14 protein-coding genes are annotated in these 16,015 nt (G+C 59.8%); 8 read left to right on the top strand and 6 right to left on the bottom strand.

Annotated features, from left to right (window positions below; translation table 11 throughout):
* Nucleotides 1-241 precede the first annotated feature (241 nt).
* Complete coding sequence (locus ASD46_RS09200) at nt 242-868, top strand: glutathione S-transferase family protein (RefSeq protein WP_003516054.1); 627 nt, start codon at nt 242-244, stop codon at nt 866-868.
* Between the two features lie 77 nt (nt 869-945).
* Here ASD46_RS09200 and ASD46_RS09195 read toward each other — a convergent pair whose 3' ends face one another.
* The 3 genes from ASD46_RS09195 to recA form a co-directional block, all read right to left on the bottom strand.
* Complete coding sequence (locus ASD46_RS09195; RefSeq protein ID WP_013636406.1) at nt 946-1,329, bottom strand: VOC family protein; 384 nt, start codon at nt 1,327-1,329, stop codon at nt 946-948.
* 75 nt (nt 1,330-1,404) lie between these two features.
* A complete protein-coding gene (gene alaS / locus ASD46_RS09190; RefSeq protein WP_025593920.1) occupies nt 1,405-4,068 on the bottom strand; it encodes an alanine--tRNA ligase in 2,664 nt (887 codons plus the stop codon).
* A gap of 231 nt (nt 4,069-4,299) precedes the next feature.
* Entirely contained in the window at nt 4,300-5,391 is a 1,092-nt protein-coding gene (gene recA, locus ASD46_RS09185; protein ID WP_003516062.1) for a recombinase RecA, read from the bottom strand.
* Nucleotides 5,392-5,637: 246 nt separating this feature from the next.
* On the opposite strand from recA, the gene ASD46_RS09180 reads away from it, so the two are divergent.
* On the top strand, nt 5,638-6,579 hold the full coding sequence (locus ASD46_RS09180) for a carbohydrate kinase family protein (RefSeq protein WP_025593923.1): 942 nt from the start codon (nt 5,638-5,640) through the stop codon (nt 6,577-6,579).
* 31 nt (nt 6,580-6,610) lie between these two features.
* Nucleotides 6,611-7,534 (top strand): pseudouridine-5'-phosphate glycosidase, encoded by a 924-nt coding sequence (locus tag ASD46_RS09175; protein WP_003516064.1) that lies wholly within the window; start codon nt 6,611-6,613, stop codon nt 7,532-7,534.
* Nucleotides 7,535-7,736: 202 nt separating this feature from the next.
* Here the strand turns inward: ASD46_RS09175 and ASD46_RS09170 are convergent, their stop codons facing one another.
* Nucleotides 7,737-9,965 carry an OmpA family protein gene (locus ASD46_RS09170; RefSeq protein ID WP_035198551.1) on the bottom strand — a complete coding sequence of 743 codons (2,229 nt, stop codon included), beginning with the start codon at nt 9,963-9,965 and terminating at the stop codon, nt 7,737-7,739.
* Between the two features lie 341 nt (nt 9,966-10,306).
* Between ASD46_RS09170 and ASD46_RS09165 the strand changes: the two genes are divergently transcribed.
* From ASD46_RS09165 to ASD46_RS09145, 5 genes are all read left to right on the top strand, one after another.
* Nucleotides 10,307-11,080: an ABC transporter substrate-binding protein gene (locus ASD46_RS09165; protein ID WP_003516066.1), complete on the top strand. Its 774-nt coding sequence runs from the start codon at nt 10,307-10,309 to the stop codon at nt 11,078-11,080.
* A 113-nt stretch (nt 11,081-11,193) separates the two neighbouring features.
* A complete protein-coding gene (locus tag ASD46_RS09160; protein WP_003516067.1) occupies nt 11,194-11,997 on the top strand; it encodes an ABC transporter permease in 804 nt (267 codons plus the stop codon).
* Nucleotides 11,994-12,824 (top strand): ABC transporter permease, encoded by an 831-nt coding sequence (locus tag ASD46_RS09155; protein WP_025593926.1) that lies wholly within the window; start codon nt 11,994-11,996, stop codon nt 12,822-12,824. The genes ASD46_RS09160 and ASD46_RS09155 overlap by 4 nt, the downstream gene beginning before the upstream one ends.
* 168 nt (nt 12,825-12,992) lie before the next feature.
* The gene (locus tag ASD46_RS09150; protein ID WP_003516070.1) at nt 12,993-13,259 is read left to right on the top strand and encodes an usg protein; all 267 of its coding nucleotides are present in this window, start codon (nt 12,993-12,995) and stop codon (nt 13,257-13,259) included.
* Between the two features lie 84 nt (nt 13,260-13,343).
* Nucleotides 13,344-14,168, top strand: coding sequence for a class I SAM-dependent DNA methyltransferase (locus tag ASD46_RS09145; protein ID WP_025593927.1), 825 nt, complete (start codon nt 13,344-13,346; stop codon nt 14,166-14,168).
* A 95-nt stretch (nt 14,169-14,263) separates the two neighbouring features.
* Here ASD46_RS09145 and ASD46_RS09140 read toward each other — a convergent pair whose 3' ends face one another.
* Entirely contained in the window at nt 14,264-15,229 is a 966-nt protein-coding gene (locus tag ASD46_RS09140; RefSeq protein ID WP_025593928.1) for an aliphatic sulfonate ABC transporter substrate-binding protein, read from the bottom strand.
* A 292-nt stretch (nt 15,230-15,521) separates the two neighbouring features.
* Nucleotides 15,522-16,010: an Lrp/AsnC family transcriptional regulator gene (locus ASD46_RS09135; RefSeq protein ID WP_003507846.1), complete on the bottom strand. Its 489-nt coding sequence runs from the start codon at nt 16,008-16,010 to the stop codon at nt 15,522-15,524.
* Nucleotides 16,011-16,015: the final 5 nt, after the last annotated feature.

Genomic DNA, 16,015 nt, shown 5'->3' with positions numbered 1-16,015 from the left:
TTGCACTAGGCGCAGACTTCGATTCCACAGCGTGCCGCAGTCAGAAAAATAAAAATATATAGCTGAAACAGCATAAAACGACACATAACTTGTCCGGCACAGTCAAAAATTCATGTGGTTACCAGCGCGATCCTTCGGGAAAACAGATAATGCTGTGGACTATAAAAACGCACCGTGTCAGCGCGAACTGCGCGCGGGTTTTCAATGATGCTTTTGCAATTTTGCTTGGGGAGGCAAAGCAATGAGTGAATTGATCTTCTACACCAATCCCATGTCGCGCGGACGCATTGCGCGATGGATGCTCGAGGAAGTGGGCGTTCCCTACAAGACAGAGATACTGGGCTTCTCGACGTCGATGAAATCGCCGGCCTATCGGCTGATCAACCCGATGGCCAAGGTGCCCGCCATCAAACACGGCGACACCATTGTCACCGAAGCGGCAGCGATCTGCGCCTATCTGGCGGATGCCTTTCCGGGCGCCAACCTTGCGCCGACGCCCAAAGCGCGCGGACTTTATTACCGCTGGATGTTTTTTGCTGCCGGTCCGTTGGAAATGACAACCAGCATGAAGGCGATGGGTTTCGAGGTGCCGCAGGAAAAGCTGCGTATGGCTGGCTGCGGCAGCTATGCGGATGCGATCAACACGCTCGAACGTGCCGTCAGCGAAAACCGCTTCATTGCCGGCGATCACTTCACTGCGGCGGATGTCTATGTAGGTGCCCATGTCGGCTGGGGCCTGCAGTTCGGCACAATCGAAAAACGTCCGGCCTTCACGGACTATATGGCGCATCTGACCGACCGCCCCGCCTTCAAGCGGGCCACCCAGCTTGATGAAGCGGCAGCGAAGGATATGCAGGCGGCGGGTTGAGGAAACTGACAGGCATTTCGCCTGACAGCGGAGCACCGGCTCTCGCAAGGGTCACAAAACGGATTTAGGAAGCGGGCTTATTCGTTGGACTGGGCGAGTGGTTCGCCGATCTCGATTGCATGCCCGTCCGGATCATAAAAACGGAACACTCTCTGTCCCCATGCCTGCCGCTCAACGGGATGGATCAACTCCACATGCGGCGCAATATTCCGAAATGCCGCATCGACATCCTCATGTTCGAAATAGAGCAGCAGATTCCGTCTGCCGTAAGGTTCGTCCGTGTCCGGCGATGTCCGCCAGACCGTCTGTTCGAGCGAACGCCCCTCATGGATTGCAAAGCCGCTTTCAAAGAGGACGAAATTTCCGAAATCGTCCAAAACCTTCAGGCCGAGCCTGTCACGATAAAACTCCCTGGAGCGGTTGATATCGCACACGAAAGGGATGGGATTTACAAAGCGCATCACGTTCCTTTCGGAATTCAACATCCAGAATCAAAAAGGCGGGGTAGAACCCCGCCTTTTTTCAATTCATCCAGATCAGGCCGCGAGCGCTGCCGCCACCGCGTCGATGGCGTCCTGTGCCTTGGCGCCATCGGGGCCGCCGGCCTGCGCCATATCCGGGCGTCCACCGCCGCCCTTGCCGCCGAGGGCCGCAGAGGCCGTGCGGACGATATCGACGGCGCTGAAACGGCCAGTCAGATCCTCGGTCACGGCAGCAACAGCACTTGCCTTGCCGTCTTCGGACACGGCGATCAGCAGCACGACGCCGGAGCCGATATTGGCCTTGGCTTCATCTGCAAGACCCTTGAGGTCCTTGGCATCGATCCCGGACAGGGATTTTGCGAGGAAATTGACGCCCGCAACCTGCTGTACGTCGTTTGCGCCGGCATCCGACGAGCCGCCGCCCATTGCGAGTTTCTTGCGGGCATCCGCAAGCTCGCGCTCCAGCTTCTTGCGCTCGTCGAGAAGTCCCTCGACACGCGACAGCACATCGCCCGGCTGAACCTTCAGCGACGAGGCCAGTGCCTTTACGCGCTCATCCTGCTCGGAGAGATAGGCAAGCGCGCCCTGACCCGTTACGGCCTCAAGACGGCGCACGCCCGCACCGACGGCACTTTCGCCTAGAATGCGGATAAGGCCGATCTGGCCGGTTGCGGCAACATGGGTGCCGCCGCAAAGCTCGACCGAGTACGGACGGTTGGCTTTCGCACCGTGAACACCGGTGCCCATGGACACAACGCGGACTTCATCGCCGTATTTTTCGCCAAACAGCGCCATAGCACCCTCGGCAATGGCGTCGTCAACGCTCATCAGACGCGTCACGACAGGCGAGTTCTGCAAGACGATCTCGTTTGCCATTTCTTCGACGACCTTCAGCTCCTCGGCCGACATCGGCTTCGGATGCGAAACGTCAAAGCGCAGACGCTCGGGTGCGACCAGCGAACCCTTCTGAGCAACGTGCGTACCAAGCACCTCGCGCAGCGCCTCATGCAGCAGGTGGGTGGCGGAGTGGTTGGCGCGCAGACGCGAGCGGCGGTCGTGATCGACCGTCAGCTGCACGGCGTCATCGAGCTTCAATCCACCCTTGGACACCGTGCCGGAATGCACGAAAAGGCCCTCGCCCTTTTTCTGGGTTTCTGAAACGGTAAAGGTGCCGTTATCGCCAGAGATTACGCCGGTATCGCCCATCTGACCGCCGGACTCGCCATAAAATGGCGTCTGGTTGACGACGATCTGAACCGTCTCGCCCTCGGCAGCACTGTCCACCGACTTGCCGTCCTTGACGATCGCCTGAATAACGCCTTCGGCTGTTTCAGTGTCGTAACCGAGGAATTCGGTCGCGCCGAGCTTTTCCTTCAGTTCGAACCACACCGTTTCGGTCGCCTTGTCGCCGGAACCAGCCCAGTGCGAGCGTGCTTCCGCCTTCTGGCGCTGCATGGCATCGGTGAAGCCGGAAATATCGACGCCGATTTCGCGGGCGCGCAGCGCATCCTGCGTCAGATCGAGCGGGAAGCCATAGGTATCGTAAAGCTTGAAGGCGGTTTCGCCGTCCAGCATGTCGCCCTTGTGCAGGGTCGAGGTCGCGTCGGACAGCAGCGACAGGCCGCGTTCCAGCGTCTTGCGGAAACGGGTTTCCTCAAGCTTCAGCGTCTCGGAGATCAGCGCCTCGGCGCGAACCAGTTCCGGATAGGCGCGGCCCATCTGCTGTATCAGCGCCGGCAGCAGCTTGTAGATCAGCGGCTCGCGCGAACCGAGAAGCTCGGCATGGCGCATGGCGCGGCGCATGATGCGGCGCAGAACGTAACCACGGCCCTCATTCGACGGCAGGACGCCATCGGCGATCAGGAAAGCGGAGGAGCGCAGATGATCGGCAATGACGCGGTGGCTGGCGCGCTTCTCGCCCTCTGCCGGAACGCCGGTCGCTTCGACGGAGGCCGAAATCAGCGCCCGGAACAGATCGGTGTCGTAATTGTCGTGTTTGCCCTGCAACAACGCCGAAATGCGCTCGAGACCCATGCCGGTGTCGATAGAAGGGCGCGGCAGATCGATGCGCTCTTCCTTCGTCAGCTGCTCATATTGCATGAAGACGAGGTTCCAGATCTCGATGAAACGGTCGCCATCCTCTTCCGGCGAGCCGGGCGGTCCGCCCCAGATATGATCGCCGTGGTCATAGAAGATTTCCGAGCAGGGACCGCACGGACCGGTATCGCCCATGGCCCAGAAATTATCGCTGGTCGGAATACGGATGATGCGATCGTCAGAGAAACCGGCGATCTTCTTCCAGAGATTAAAAGCCTCGTCGTCGGTGTGATAGACCGTGACCAGCAGACGGTTGCGATCGATGCCGAATTCCTTGGTGATCAGGTTCCAGGCATGGGTAATCGCCTCTTCCTTGAAATAGTCGCCAAAGGAGAAATTGCCGAGCATTTCGAAGAACGTATGGTGACGGGCCGTATAACCGACATTGTCCAGGTCGTTATGCTTGCCACCGGCGCGCACGCATTTCTGCGCCGAGGCAGCGGTGGAATAAGGACGGCTTTCGAGACCGGTGAAGACGTTCTTGAACTGCACCATGCCGGCATTGGTGAACATCAGCGTCGGATCGTTGCGCGGCACCAGCGGGCTGGAGGGCACAATCTCGTGTCCGTTCTTCTTGAAGTAGTCGAGAAAGGTCGACCGAATTTCATTCACACCGCTCATACCCACACACCGCTCACAGCTGGAGTCCATCACCGCCATCCCGAATGATGGCTATCTTGCAAAATCAAAGGCTTTTATCGTCCGCATCCTGCCCTGTCCAGCCATGGAGGCGCACCAAGGCGTCTAGGCAAAGAAAAAGGGCCACGCGAGGAAAATCGCGCGACCCTTTTGATCCATACCGGCTCATGCCGGCAAAGCCACCGGACGCGAACGCCCGGACCTTCGAATGCATCAGCCCTCGTCGGGACCGTCGTCGCTTTCGCCGGCTTCCGGGCCGCCATTCTGCAGGAACCGATCGGCGATCAGACCAGCGTTCTGGCGCAGCGCCAGTTCGATCTCGCTTGCCATTTCCGGATTGTCGCGCAGGAAGGTCTTGGCATTTTCACGCCCCTGCCCCAAACGCTGGCTATTATAGGAGAACCATGCACCGGATTTCTCGACGATACCGGCTTTCACGCCGAGATCGACAAGCTCGCCGGTCTTGGAAACGCCTTCGCCATACATGATGTCGAATTCCACCTGCTTGAAAGGCGGTGCCATCTTGTTCTTGACGACCTTGACGCGGGTCTGGTTGCCGACAACCTCTTCACGCTCCTTGACGGCGCCGATACGGCGAATGTCGAGACGCACCGAGGCGTAGAATTTAAGCGCATTACCGCCCGTCGTCGTTTCCGGCGAACCGAACATGACGCCGATCTTCATGCGGATCTGGTTGATGAAGATCACCATGCACTTCGACTTGGAGATCGAGGCGGTCAGCTTGCGCAGCGCCTGGCTCATCAGACGTGCCTGAAGGCCCGGCAGGCTGTCGCCCATCTCGCCTTCGATTTCGGCACGCGGCGTCAGCGCCGCAACCGAGTCCACCACCAGAATGTCGACGGCACCGGAGCGCACCAGCGTATCGGTGATTTCAAGCGCCTGCTCTCCCGTATCCGGCTGCGAGATCAGAAGGTTCTGCAAATCCACACCGAGCTTGCGGGCATAGACCGGATCGAGCGCGTGCTCGGCATCCACGAAGGCGCAGATGCCGCCCTTCTTCTGGGCTTCCGCGATCGTCTGCAACGCAAGCGTCGTCTTACCGGAGCTTTCCGGGCCGTAAATCTCAACGATACGCCCCTTCGGCAAACCGCCGATACCGAGCGCTATATCCAGGCTGAGAGAACCCGTCGAAATGGTCTCTACTTCAACCACGTTTTCATTGGAACCGAGCTTCATGATCGATCCCTTGCCGAACGACCGTTCGATCTGGGAGAGCGCCGCTTCCAGTGCCTTGCTTTTATCCACCGATTTATCCTCTACGAGACGCAAAGAATTTTGTGCCATCCGATCCACCTTTAGGTTATTGAAGCCGCACAGGCAATGAAGCAGTATGGAAATAGGATGTACTCTATTTGTTCTCATATCGCAAGGCGCAGCCAGCATATTGAAAACAAATAGCGATAAGTGGTTTGTTCTGCTTTCGTTTTTCCGTGTCCGGCCTATCGCTGCGAACCGGATGTGAAGGGGAACAAACAGAAGATTGGGACGAATCGTCCACCTTTTCCATCCGCGAAAGAGGGAAACACAAGCGTGAAGAAAATACTCGTTCTGGGCGGCGCGCATATAGACAGGCGCGGCATGATCGAGACTGAAACGGCGCCCGGCGCCAGCAATCCTGGCTCATGGATGGAAGAGGCTGGCGGCGGCGGTTTCAACGCGGCGCGCAATCTTTCCCGGCTCGGTTTTGCCGTCCGTATCATCGCACCGCGCGGCGGCGACGTGACCGGCGAAGCGGTGGCGGAGGCAGCAAGGCAGGCGGGCGTGGAAGATACGCCCTTCGTTTTCCTCGATCGCCGCACGCCAAGCTACACCGCCATTCTGGAGCGCGACGGCAATCTTGTCATCGCACTTGCGGATATGGACCTTTACAAGCTGTTTTCGCCGCGCCGCCTCAAAGTTCGAGCGGTGCGTGAAGCGATTACCGCGAGCGACCTTCTGCTTTGCGATGCCAATCTGCCGGAGGATACGTTGAAGGCGCTCGGTCTCATTGCCCGCGCCTGCCAAAAGCCGCTCGCGGCCATCGCCATTTCGCCCGCCAAGGCGGTGAAGCTGAAGGACATGCTCGCCGATATCGACATTCTCTTCATGAACGAGGCAGAGGCGCGCGCGCTGACCGGACAGACGGCAGACAATGTTCGCGACTGGCCGGGCATTCTCCGCAGGGCAGGCCTTGCCGGCGGCGTCATCACCCGTGGCGCAAGCGAAGTGGTAGCCTTCAACGCGACGCAAACCGCAAGCCTCCACCCACCCATCATCCGCGAGGTGAAAGACGTAACCGGGGCCGGAGACGCCATGGCGTCAGGTTATCTCGCGGCGATTGCGGAGGGCAAAACCATCACTGAGGCCCTGCGACTGGGTGCCGCGGCGGCCGCCATCACCGTGCAATCGCCTTTCGCCACCGCCCAAGACCTGTCAAAAGACAGTGTCGAGACCATGTTGGGGCTTGTCCCCAAGGCCGAAATGCTGGCATGAACCCGTTTTTTTATAATCTGGAACAAACAGAATGACCCGCCCCATCTCCCCGCTCCTGCCCATCGTCTATTCGCAAGAGGTTGCCGCTGCCAAACAGCGCGGCGCGCCGATCGTCGCGCTGGAATCGACCATCATCACCCACGGCATGCCCTATCCCGGCAATATCGAGATGGCCGAAGGCGTCGAACAGATCATCCGCGATCAGGGAGCCGTTCCGGCAACCATCGCCGTCATTCACGGCACGCTGCATATCGGCCTCGAGAAGGAGCAGCTCGAAGCGCTTGCCCAGACCACCGACGCCATGAAGGTCTCGCGCGCCGATATTGCCTTTGCGATTGCCGAGCGCCGCACCGGTGCCACGACAGTGGCAGCCACCATGATTGCCGCTGCCCGCGCCGGCATCCGCGTTTTCGCCACCGGCGGCATCGGCGGTGTGCACAAGGGCGCGGAGGAAACCTTCGATATTTCCGCCGATCTGACCGAGCTTGCCAAAACCGGCGTGATCGTCGTCTGCGCCGGCGCCAAGGCCATTCTTGACATCCCGAAGACGCTGGAAGTTCTCGAAACCAACGGCGTGCCTGTCGTGACTTTCGGTTCGGAAGAGTTCCCGGCTTTCTGGTCGCGTTCTTCGGGCCTTCCCAGCCCGCTGTCGCTCAACAGCCCTGCAGCCATCGCCAATTTCCAGACGACCCGCGAACAGCTCGGCATCGATGGCGGTATGCTGATTGCCAATCCCGTGCCGGAAGAGGACGAAATTCCGCGCGAGGAGATGGAAATCTACATCAATCGCGCCATTTCCCACGCCGAGCGCGAGGACATCACCGGCAAGGCCGTCACGCCCTTCCTGCTCGGCGATATCTTCCGCCTGACCGACGGCCGCAGCCTCGCGACCAATATCGCGCTGGTACGCAACAATGCCCAACTCGCCGCAGAGATTGCTGTGGCGCTTAACTAAGCGTTAGAGGCTGGATTATCCTCAAATTTGAGGATGATGGCAGGGTGAGAAGCATCCCAGTCATGCCGGATTTGATCACGCCGGACCCCGGATCTAGTCCGGAGTTACGGATAATGTGTCGGCCTGGGAACTTTGCTACCAATAAAAAAGCCCGGAAAGCTTTGCGCTTTCCGGGCTTTCATTTTTCAGTTCCTGAACCTTATCAGTTCTGGGCGACCGGTCTTACCAGCGGTGTCACGCGGCGGATGGTGACGCGGCGGTTCTGCTGTTCCGGGCCGAGTGTCTGAACCTTCAGGTAACGCTCGCCGTAGCCTTGCGTCGCCAGGTTTTCCGGCGGAATGCCGTAAACGTCGGTCAGGACATTGGCGACGGAAGCGGCACGCTCGTCGGAAAGAACGAGGTTGCTTTCATCCGAACCAACAGCATCGGTGTGGCCTTCGATCAGGAAGGTTTCCGCCGGGTTCTTTGCCAGAGCCTTGTTGATCGCATCCGCTACCTTCCGCAGCGAACGGGCCTGCGCCATCGGAATGTCAGCGCTTCCAGTGGCAAATGTGATCGTATCGAGGTCGATACGGCGCACCTTGTCGCGGATACGGGCCGAATAACGCACTTCATCCAGCGAGTAGACACGCTCCACCGGCTCGACCGGCGGCTGCTCCAGGAAGCGGTAGTAATCGCGGTCCGGATCGCTCGACGTGTCGATGATGTAGTCACGAACCGGAATGCGCAGACGCATGGGCGGCAGGTCGAGGCCGGGATCGCGATAGACATATTCACGGTCCGGTTCGTCCATCAGTTCCGGTGCATAGAACAGAACATATTCCCGGCCACGGTCATCGATGCGCGAACGCTGGATGACGTCACCATAGCGGTTGCGGATCGTCACCACCTGCGTGCCGTCGCGACGCTCGACGGTCTCGCGGACACGTCCGCCGGGCAGGCGCTCGTAATAGGGCTCGCCGCCATCGCGGATGAAGCGCTGATTGTCGTCGCCGCGCACAACCACGCGGTCGCCAAACTGCAGGATGATCGGCGCATCGCGATCCTGATCGCGCCGGCCGCCTTCGCGCGGCTGCCATTCCCGCGCACCTTCCGGCCGGTCATATTGCGGACGGCGGTCGACACGCTCGCCCTGCTGAGAGGTAATCGCCTCCATCTTCACGGGCGGCGGAGCCTTGCCTCCGGCAGCACCGGCGCGCTGCGCTTCGGCGTCGGAAGTCGGCACCTTCACGTCACCGGCCTGCTCACGCTCGCGGCGACGTTGCTCGCGTGCCTGGTTGTTACCGGAGCGCTCCACTTCCTTGTCGCTGTCGAGAACGGCGGCACCCTTGTCGACGGGCAGAATGACGGTGTCGGCAGTCTTGGACGGGTCCTTGGCGATAGCCTTGGCCTTGTCCAGTTCCTGCTTCGTCGTCGGAGGCGCTTCCGTCTGCGGAATGGCGACCTGATTGGGAACGGCTTCGCCGGCAGGCGCCTGTCCTGTCGTGGCACCGCTTGGCGGCGGAGGTGTCGGAGCACCCGGCAGCGGCGCTGCAGGCTCCGTCTTGCCCTGGCCTTCTACCGGCTGCTTCTCAGAAGGCTGCTGGCCGGGCGCAGGATTGGGCTGAGCTTCCGGAGCCGGTGGCCGTGCCGGTGTCGGCGCTTCCGTTGGAACAGGAGCCTCCTTTACAGCTGGCTCAGGAGCCGCTGGCTTTTTCTCCGGAACGGCCTTTTCGGCGGGTTCCGATTTCGGTTCCGGTGCTGGAGCAGGCGCCTTTTCCTCTACCGGCTTTTTCTCGGCGGCGGGCTCGCGCTGTTTCGCCGGCTGCTCGGTATTTTCAGGGCGTGCGGCTGGCTGTTCGGCCGCCGGCTCCGGCTTGCGCGGACGTGCGGGGCGTTGCTCGCCCTCGCCTGCCGGCTGCTCGGCTCTAGCCGGTTTGCGCGGCCGTTCCTGCGGCTGCTGCTCGGCTTGTGCAGGTGCGGCTTCGGGCTCAGGCTGCGGACGCTGCTTGCGGGCGGGTGGCTGTTCAGCTGGCGCCGGTTCCGGTTGGGCTTCGCGCTGCTGCGGTTGCCGTTTCGGTTCTGGCTGAGGCTCGCGTTGCGGCTCGGGCTGAGCTTCACGCTTGGGTTCAGGACGCGGTTCGGCCGGTGCGGCTTCAGCCTTCGGCTGTTCGCGCTGCGGTTCCGGAGCCTGCTCCTGCTTTTTCGGCTCTGGCTCTGGCTTCGGCTGCGCCTCTTCTGCTTGCTGGCGTTGCTTGCGCAGCAGCTCTTCCGGGTTCTGCTCCTCCGCTTGCGGCTGCGCCTGCGCCAATATCACCGGGGCCTGTGCCTGGGGCATTTGCGTTTGCGTCCGTGCGGCGCCGGCATAACCGGCGGCGGCCGGCTCCACCGCGATCGCCAGCGACATGAGGGGGAAAACCACCCCCGTCAGCAATGTGTTCTTCTTCAGCATCGGTGCTTCCTCATCTGCCAATCGTTGTACGCCGCTTATGCCGCGACATTGTAAATCCGGCCGCGCGTGCAGGCGCTGGTCAACGCCTTGCATACGCTTCGGTTCCCATGATGACCAAAGCGTTCTGTACCGGAAATGAACAGATCAAGGCCATTTCGTGAAAGCTCCGCGACGAAAAAGAGGGCGCTAATATTGCAGTTGCATTTTTTGACCAACCGGACGAATAATTGCCGCGCGCTGAAGGCCACGAATGGCAACCCGTTCTGTTGCGCCTGCGCTCACGACGTCCGCACTGAAAACAACAACAGACTGCGGATGAACGACCAAAAGAGAGGATCGAAATGCCTATTTCCACCCGTCTGCTCGCAGCCGTATCGATTGCCGCCATCTCCCTGTTTTCCGGCGCGGCCCTCGCGCAGGACAAGATCGTCATCGGCACGGAAGGCGCCTACCCGCCCTTCAACAATCTGGAAGCCGACGGTACGTTGACCGGCTTCGACATCGACATCGCCAAGGCGCTGTGCGTCGAAATGAAGGCTGAATGCACCTTCGTCACCAATGACTGGGACGGCATCATCCCCGCCCTGCAGGCAAAGAAGTTCGACGCTATCATCGCGTCCATGTCGATCACGCCGGAGCGTCTCCAGAAGGTCGATTTCTCCAAGAAATATTACAACACCCCGCCGGCAATCGCCGTACCGAAGGATTCGCCGATCAAGTCCGTCGACGACCTGAAGGGCAAGTCGCTCGGCGCGCAGGGTTCCACGACCCACTCCAACTATGCCGAAAAGCACTTCCCGGGTTCCGACCTGAAAATGTACCCGACCGCCGACGAATATAAGCTCGACATCGCCAACGGCCGCATCGACGCCGTCATCGACGATATCGTCGTCCTGTCGGAGTGGCTGAAATCGGATGCAGGCAAGTGCTGCAAGATCCTGACGCCGCTTCCGGTGGATGTCGAGATCAACGGCAATGGTGCAGGCGTAGCCGTTCGCAAGGGCGATACGGCGCTCGCCGACAAGTTCACGGCTGCCATCGCCGGCATCCGCGCCAACGGCAAGTACCAGGAAATCAACAAGAAATACTTCGATTTCGACGTTTACGGCCAGTAAGCGGCGCGTCGCCTGTTGAAATCTGGTGGCGGAAGGCTTGCCCTTCCGCCATTTTTGTTTGAAAACGTAACCATAACAATCACGGCGGCTTAAGACCGCGGGGGAAAACTGGCATGAGCGGAGCATTTTCCGCCATAGGTGCGTTCTGGACCTATGTCTCGACACTTCTCGACCCTTTCTGTGGGCCGGTCGGTCTCTTCACGCTTTTCGGAAACGGCACCCTCGTCACCTGTGGCGATGCCGGCTGGGGCGACGAAATCGCCTTCGGCGTCAAGGTCACGATCTCGCTGGCGCTCGCCACCCTGCCCGTCGGGCTTGTGATCGGTTTCCTCATTGCGCTCGCCGCGCAATCGGAGGAAAAATCGCTGCGGCTGGCGGCCGGTGTTTATACCACCATCTTCCGTGGCCTGCCGGAACTCCTGACCCTGTTCATCGTCTATTACGGCATACAGATGCTGCTGCAATCGGCCGCCGGTTATGTCGGGATAACCGGCCCGGTAGAGATCAACGCCTTCGTGGCGGGCATGGTCGCGCTGTCAGTGGTGTTTTCGTCCTATTCCTCGGAAGTGTTGCTATCCGCCTTCAAGGCCATCCCAAAGGGCCAATATGAGGCGGGCCATGCACTCGGCCTCTCGCGCGGCCACACCATGGTGCTTGTCATCATTCCGCAGCTGGTCAGGATCGCCCTGCCCGGCATGACCAACCTTTGGGTCATTCTGCTCAAGGATACCTCTTACGTCTCGATCATCGGCCTTGCCGATATCGTGCGCCAGACCGGCATCGCTGCCCGCGTCAGCAAGGAAGCCTTCTTCTTCTACGGCATCGCCTGTCTGCTCTACCTCATCCTCGCTCTGCTCTCCTCCATCGGCATCGGCTTCATCGATCGCTGGTCGCGTAAGTCGGAGGCAAGCCGATGAGCCATGTTCAGGAACTCATCCCGCCGCGCCCCGCGCCGGTTGCCACAGACAAGCCCCTCAACATATCGCGCGTCGTCGGCATCGCCGTTATAACGCTCTGGCTGCTGCTGGCCGCCGGGCTGATCTTTGCGATGATCGAAGGCTGGGACTGGGCGAAATTCGAACGTTACGGGCCGCGTTATATCGATGGCCTCATCACCACCATTACGCTGGTTGGCAGTTCGATCATCCTCGGAGCAATTCTCTCGGTGCCGATCGCCTTCGCCCGCATGTCGGAAAATCGCGTCATCAGCGCGCTGGCCTATGCCTATGTCTACGTCTTTCGCAGCACCCCGCTGCTGGCGCAGCTTTTCCTGATCTATTACGGCCTCGGCAGTTTCCGTCAGGGGCTGGAAACCGTTGGCCTGTGGTGGTTCTTCCGCGAGGCCTGGTATTGCGGCCTCTTGTCGCTCACCCTCAACACCGCCGCCTATCAGGCCGAAATTCTGAGGGGCGCGATCCGAAGCGTGCCACGCGGCCAGATTGAAGGTGCGGCCTCGCTCGGCCTGTCGAAATTCATCACCTTCCGCAAGGTCATTCTGCCGCAGGCCCTCATCGTGGCTCTGCGCCCCTACGGCAACGAGATCATCCTGATGATCAAGGGTTCGGCAGTGGTCTCCATCGTCACGGTCTTCGACCTGATGGGACAGACGCGCTACGCCTTCTCCCGCACATTCGATTATCAGGCCTATCTCTGGGCGGCGATCTTCTACCTGACGATCGTCGAGACGCTCCGGCATGTCTGGGCATGGCTCGAAGCCCGCCTGACACGCCATCTCAAGCGCTAGGGGCACGGTTGGCAGCACTCAACAGAGAAGACTGCCAACATTTTGAAAAATATAACTATTTTGTGACAACCCAGACCTTTGGCAAGGTTGGGTTAACCCTGTCGTGTTCCCATATCAGATACAGCGACAACGCTGTGATCGGCAATCATGAGAACGGGAACAGCCGACATGAACAAGGAAATGGAAATGATGCTGAGGGGCTACGGCCTCACCACCGCCCAGATTTTTTATCGCATGCCGGACCATCCGCTGGTTCTCCAGACCTATGTCTGGCAGGACTATGATCTCGCCCCGGATTTCCCCGAAATGCACGGTTTCCTCAAATTCTGGCAAGAAAAGCTAGACGGTCCGTTGCACTCGGTCCGCTATGTGCACCGGCAGGTGATCTCGGCGCAGGAATGGCGCGCACTGAAAGGAGAGTTCATTCTCCACTGAGGCCCATCGCCACATAAGCATTGCGCCCGTCCGTCTTGCGGCTTACAGCAGACTTCAACTGAAGATGCTGACGGATACCGCACGATGACGAAGAACCAGAAAATTGACGAAGAGGCGCTTGCCGAAGCCTATAACCGCGCGCTCGCGCTTGAAAAAGCCGGCGATGTTGACGCGGCGGTGAAGGCCTATGAAGAGGTTCTGGCCATCGACCCGGACGATCATGGCGGCGCAGCCGTTCGCATCGCCGCCATGGGCCGCGGCGAACCGCCTTCCAAAGCGCCCGACGCCTATGTCGAAACCCTGTTCGACCAGCACGCCGAAGCCTTCGAGGATATTCTTGTCGAACAGCTCGGTTATGCAGTGCCGATGATGGTGCGCCAGCGCCTGCAAACGCTTGATCTCGGCCCCTTCAAGCGCCTGCTCGATCTCGGCTGCGGCACCGGCCTCACCGGCGAAGCGCTGCGCGACATGGCTGATGACATCACCGGCATCGACATTTCCGAAAACATGGTCGAGATCGCCCATGAAAAGGACCTCTACGAGACGCTTTATGTCGCCGAAGCCGAGGACTTTCTCGAAGACAATGACGACGAGCCCTTCGACATCATCACCGCAACCGATGTGCTGCCCTATCTCGGCGCGCTGGAACCGCTGTTTTTCGGCGCCGCTGAAAACCTCGTCCCTGGTGGCCTGCTGATCTTCTCGTCGGAAACGCTGCCCGAGGCAACCATGGCCGGACGCCCCTATATGGTCGGCCCGCACCAGCGTTTCGCCCACGCCGAAACCTATGTTCGGGAAAGACTGGCAGCGACCGGTTTCGACATAGTCGAAGTCACCGACATCAACGTGCGCATGCAGGACGGCAATCCCACACCCGGCCATCTGGTGATTGCCAGGCTCAAGGGCTGAGGCAGAGGCAAGCGCTCCTGAAATGGAGCGCTTGCCTGAATCAATCTCTCAGCAACAACAGCCAGACGATTGAAGAGACTCAGCTTTCGCCCGGCTCAACTCGCTTTGGGACGCCAGACGATATCGGTAACGTTGAGTTTCTTCGGCACGATTTTCAGATCGTAGAACTCGTCGGCCAGCGCCTGCTGATAGCTGATGGCCTCATCCGAAACCAGCGAGACACGCCCCAGATCCGCTCCCGGACGCGTCAGCGACACCTTGGTGACATCCTGCGGGACGCCGGTTATCGCCGCCAGCAATTTTGCAGTCTCATCGATATTGGCCTGAGCCTTTGCGCCGACGCTTGCGAGTTCCTTGAGGAGCAGCGGCACGAGGTCGGGATTGCTTTCCACGAAGTCGCCATTGGCGAGGAAATAGCTCCAGGGATCGACAATACCTTCGGCAGTCGTGAGAACCCGTGTCGTCGGCTCCTTTTCCGCCACGGCAAAATAAGGATCCCAGATCGACCAGGCATCGATGCTGCCGCTTCGGAAAGCGGCCGCCGCATCCGGCGGGGCAAGGTCGATGGATGTTATGTCGTTCAGCGTCAGACCGGCCTTTCGCAATGCTTTGACAGTAACGTTATGGGCGCTGGAGCCGCGCTTGAAAGCCACCTTCTTGCCCTTGAGGTCGGCCAGCGTCTTCAGCGGCGAATCCTTCTGCACAAGGATTGCCGATCCACCGGCGGCGCCCTTGTAAGTTCCCACATAGCGCAGATTGCCACCGGCAGCCTGCGCGAAAAGCGGAGGCACATCGCCCGTCGGTCCGATATCCAGCGCACCTGCGCCCAGCGCTTCAAGAAGCGGCGGCCCGGAGGAGAACTCCGACCATTTGACCTCAATGCCGCGATCCTTCAACAGCGCTTCAAGCGCGCCCTGGCTCTTTGCCAACGCGATCACGCCATTCTTCTGCCAGCCGATCCGTAACGTGGTGGTCGCGGCTCCAGCCCGCCGGATATGCGGCAGGAACGCCGCCCCCGTTGCACCCGCAATCAGTCCCAATGTTCCGCGTCGTGTGAGCATGTGGATATCCTTCGCTGTTGCCATCATCAGATATACAAAGCGTAGATATTCGAGTGATTTTATCAAAATCCCACTTTGCGCGGCGCGAGTGCAAAGAGAATTGAATGTGCTAATTTGCCGTCGCAGGCGGAATAAGATTGCCTGGCCGCCTCGGCACGCCAGGAGTGTGCATTCCCCGGACAACCGCCGGATGGCCGACTTGAGTGCTTGCGGAAAAGCAAAACTGCCCAACGAAAAATGCCCTCCCCGGCAGCCGGAAAGGGCATTGTTCAAAAAGCCTGATCAGCCGGGATCATTCCTCGCCGGATTTGGGATTATCCAGCAGCATGTAATCGAGCGGCAGTTCCGTCGTATATTTGATCTGTTCCATCGCAAAGGCAGACGACACGTCACGAATTTCGATCTTGGCGATCATCCGCTTGTAGAAGGCGTCATAGGCCGCGATGTCAGGCACGACAACGCGCAGCAGATAATCGACATCGCCGCTCATGCGGTAAAACTCGACGACTTCGGGGAATTCGGACACCACCTCGGAAAACCGCTTCAGCCATTCGATGGAATGGGAGGCAGTGCGGATGGAGACGAAAACGGTGACCTTGGTGTTGACCTTGACCGGATCCAGCAGCGCAACGCGCCGGCGGATGACACCGTCCTCTTCCATCTTCTGGATACGCCGCCAACAGGGCGTCGTGGAAAGGCCGACCTTTTTCGCCAGATCAGCGACAGCCAGCGTGGAATCCTCTTGCAGAATGCGCAAAATCTTACGGTCTAGGCGATCCAATGCGT

Origin of the sequence: Rhizobium sp. Root491, from assembly GCF_001427205.1 — a bacterium.
Taxonomy (GTDB): Bacteria; Pseudomonadota; Alphaproteobacteria; order Rhizobiales; family Rhizobiaceae; genus Agrobacterium; species Agrobacterium tumefaciens.
Note: the sequence above shows the minus strand (reverse complement) of the source record. Positions and strands in the feature narration are given on the sequence as shown.

What these genes read in the sequence shown, in the direction of transcription:
- ASD46_RS09200 (WP_003516054.1), top strand. Translation starts at nt 242, where the DNA reads ATGAGTGAATTGATCTTCTACACCAATCCCATGTCGCGCGGACGCATT.
- ASD46_RS09195 (WP_013636406.1), bottom strand. Translation starts at nt 1,329, where the DNA reads ATGCGCTTTGTAAATCCCATCCCTTTCGTGTGCGATATCAACCGCTCC.
- alaS (WP_025593920.1), bottom strand. Translation starts at nt 4,068, where the DNA reads ATGAGCGGTGTGAATGAAATTCGGTCGACCTTTCTCGACTACTTCAAG.
- recA (WP_003516062.1), bottom strand. Translation starts at nt 5,391, where the DNA reads ATGGCACAAAATTCTTTGCGTCTCGTAGAGGATAAATCGGTGGATAAA.
- ASD46_RS09175 (WP_003516064.1), top strand. Translation starts at nt 6,611, where the DNA reads ATGACCCGCCCCATCTCCCCGCTCCTGCCCATCGTCTATTCGCAAGAG.
- ASD46_RS09170 (WP_035198551.1), bottom strand. Translation starts at nt 9,965, where the DNA reads ATGCTGAAGAAGAACACATTGCTGACGGGGGTGGTTTTCCCCCTCATG.
- ASD46_RS09165 (WP_003516066.1), top strand. Translation starts at nt 10,307, where the DNA reads ATGCCTATTTCCACCCGTCTGCTCGCAGCCGTATCGATTGCCGCCATC.
- ASD46_RS09160 (WP_003516067.1), top strand. Translation starts at nt 11,194, where the DNA reads ATGAGCGGAGCATTTTCCGCCATAGGTGCGTTCTGGACCTATGTCTCG.
- ASD46_RS09155 (WP_025593926.1), top strand. Translation starts at nt 11,994, where the DNA reads ATGAGCCATGTTCAGGAACTCATCCCGCCGCGCCCCGCGCCGGTTGCC.
- ASD46_RS09150 (WP_003516070.1), top strand. Translation starts at nt 12,993, where the DNA reads ATGAACAAGGAAATGGAAATGATGCTGAGGGGCTACGGCCTCACCACC.
- ASD46_RS09145 (WP_025593927.1), top strand. Translation starts at nt 13,344, where the DNA reads ATGACGAAGAACCAGAAAATTGACGAAGAGGCGCTTGCCGAAGCCTAT.
- ASD46_RS09140 (WP_025593928.1), bottom strand. Translation starts at nt 15,229, where the DNA reads ATGCTCACACGACGCGGAACATTGGGACTGATTGCGGGTGCAACGGGG.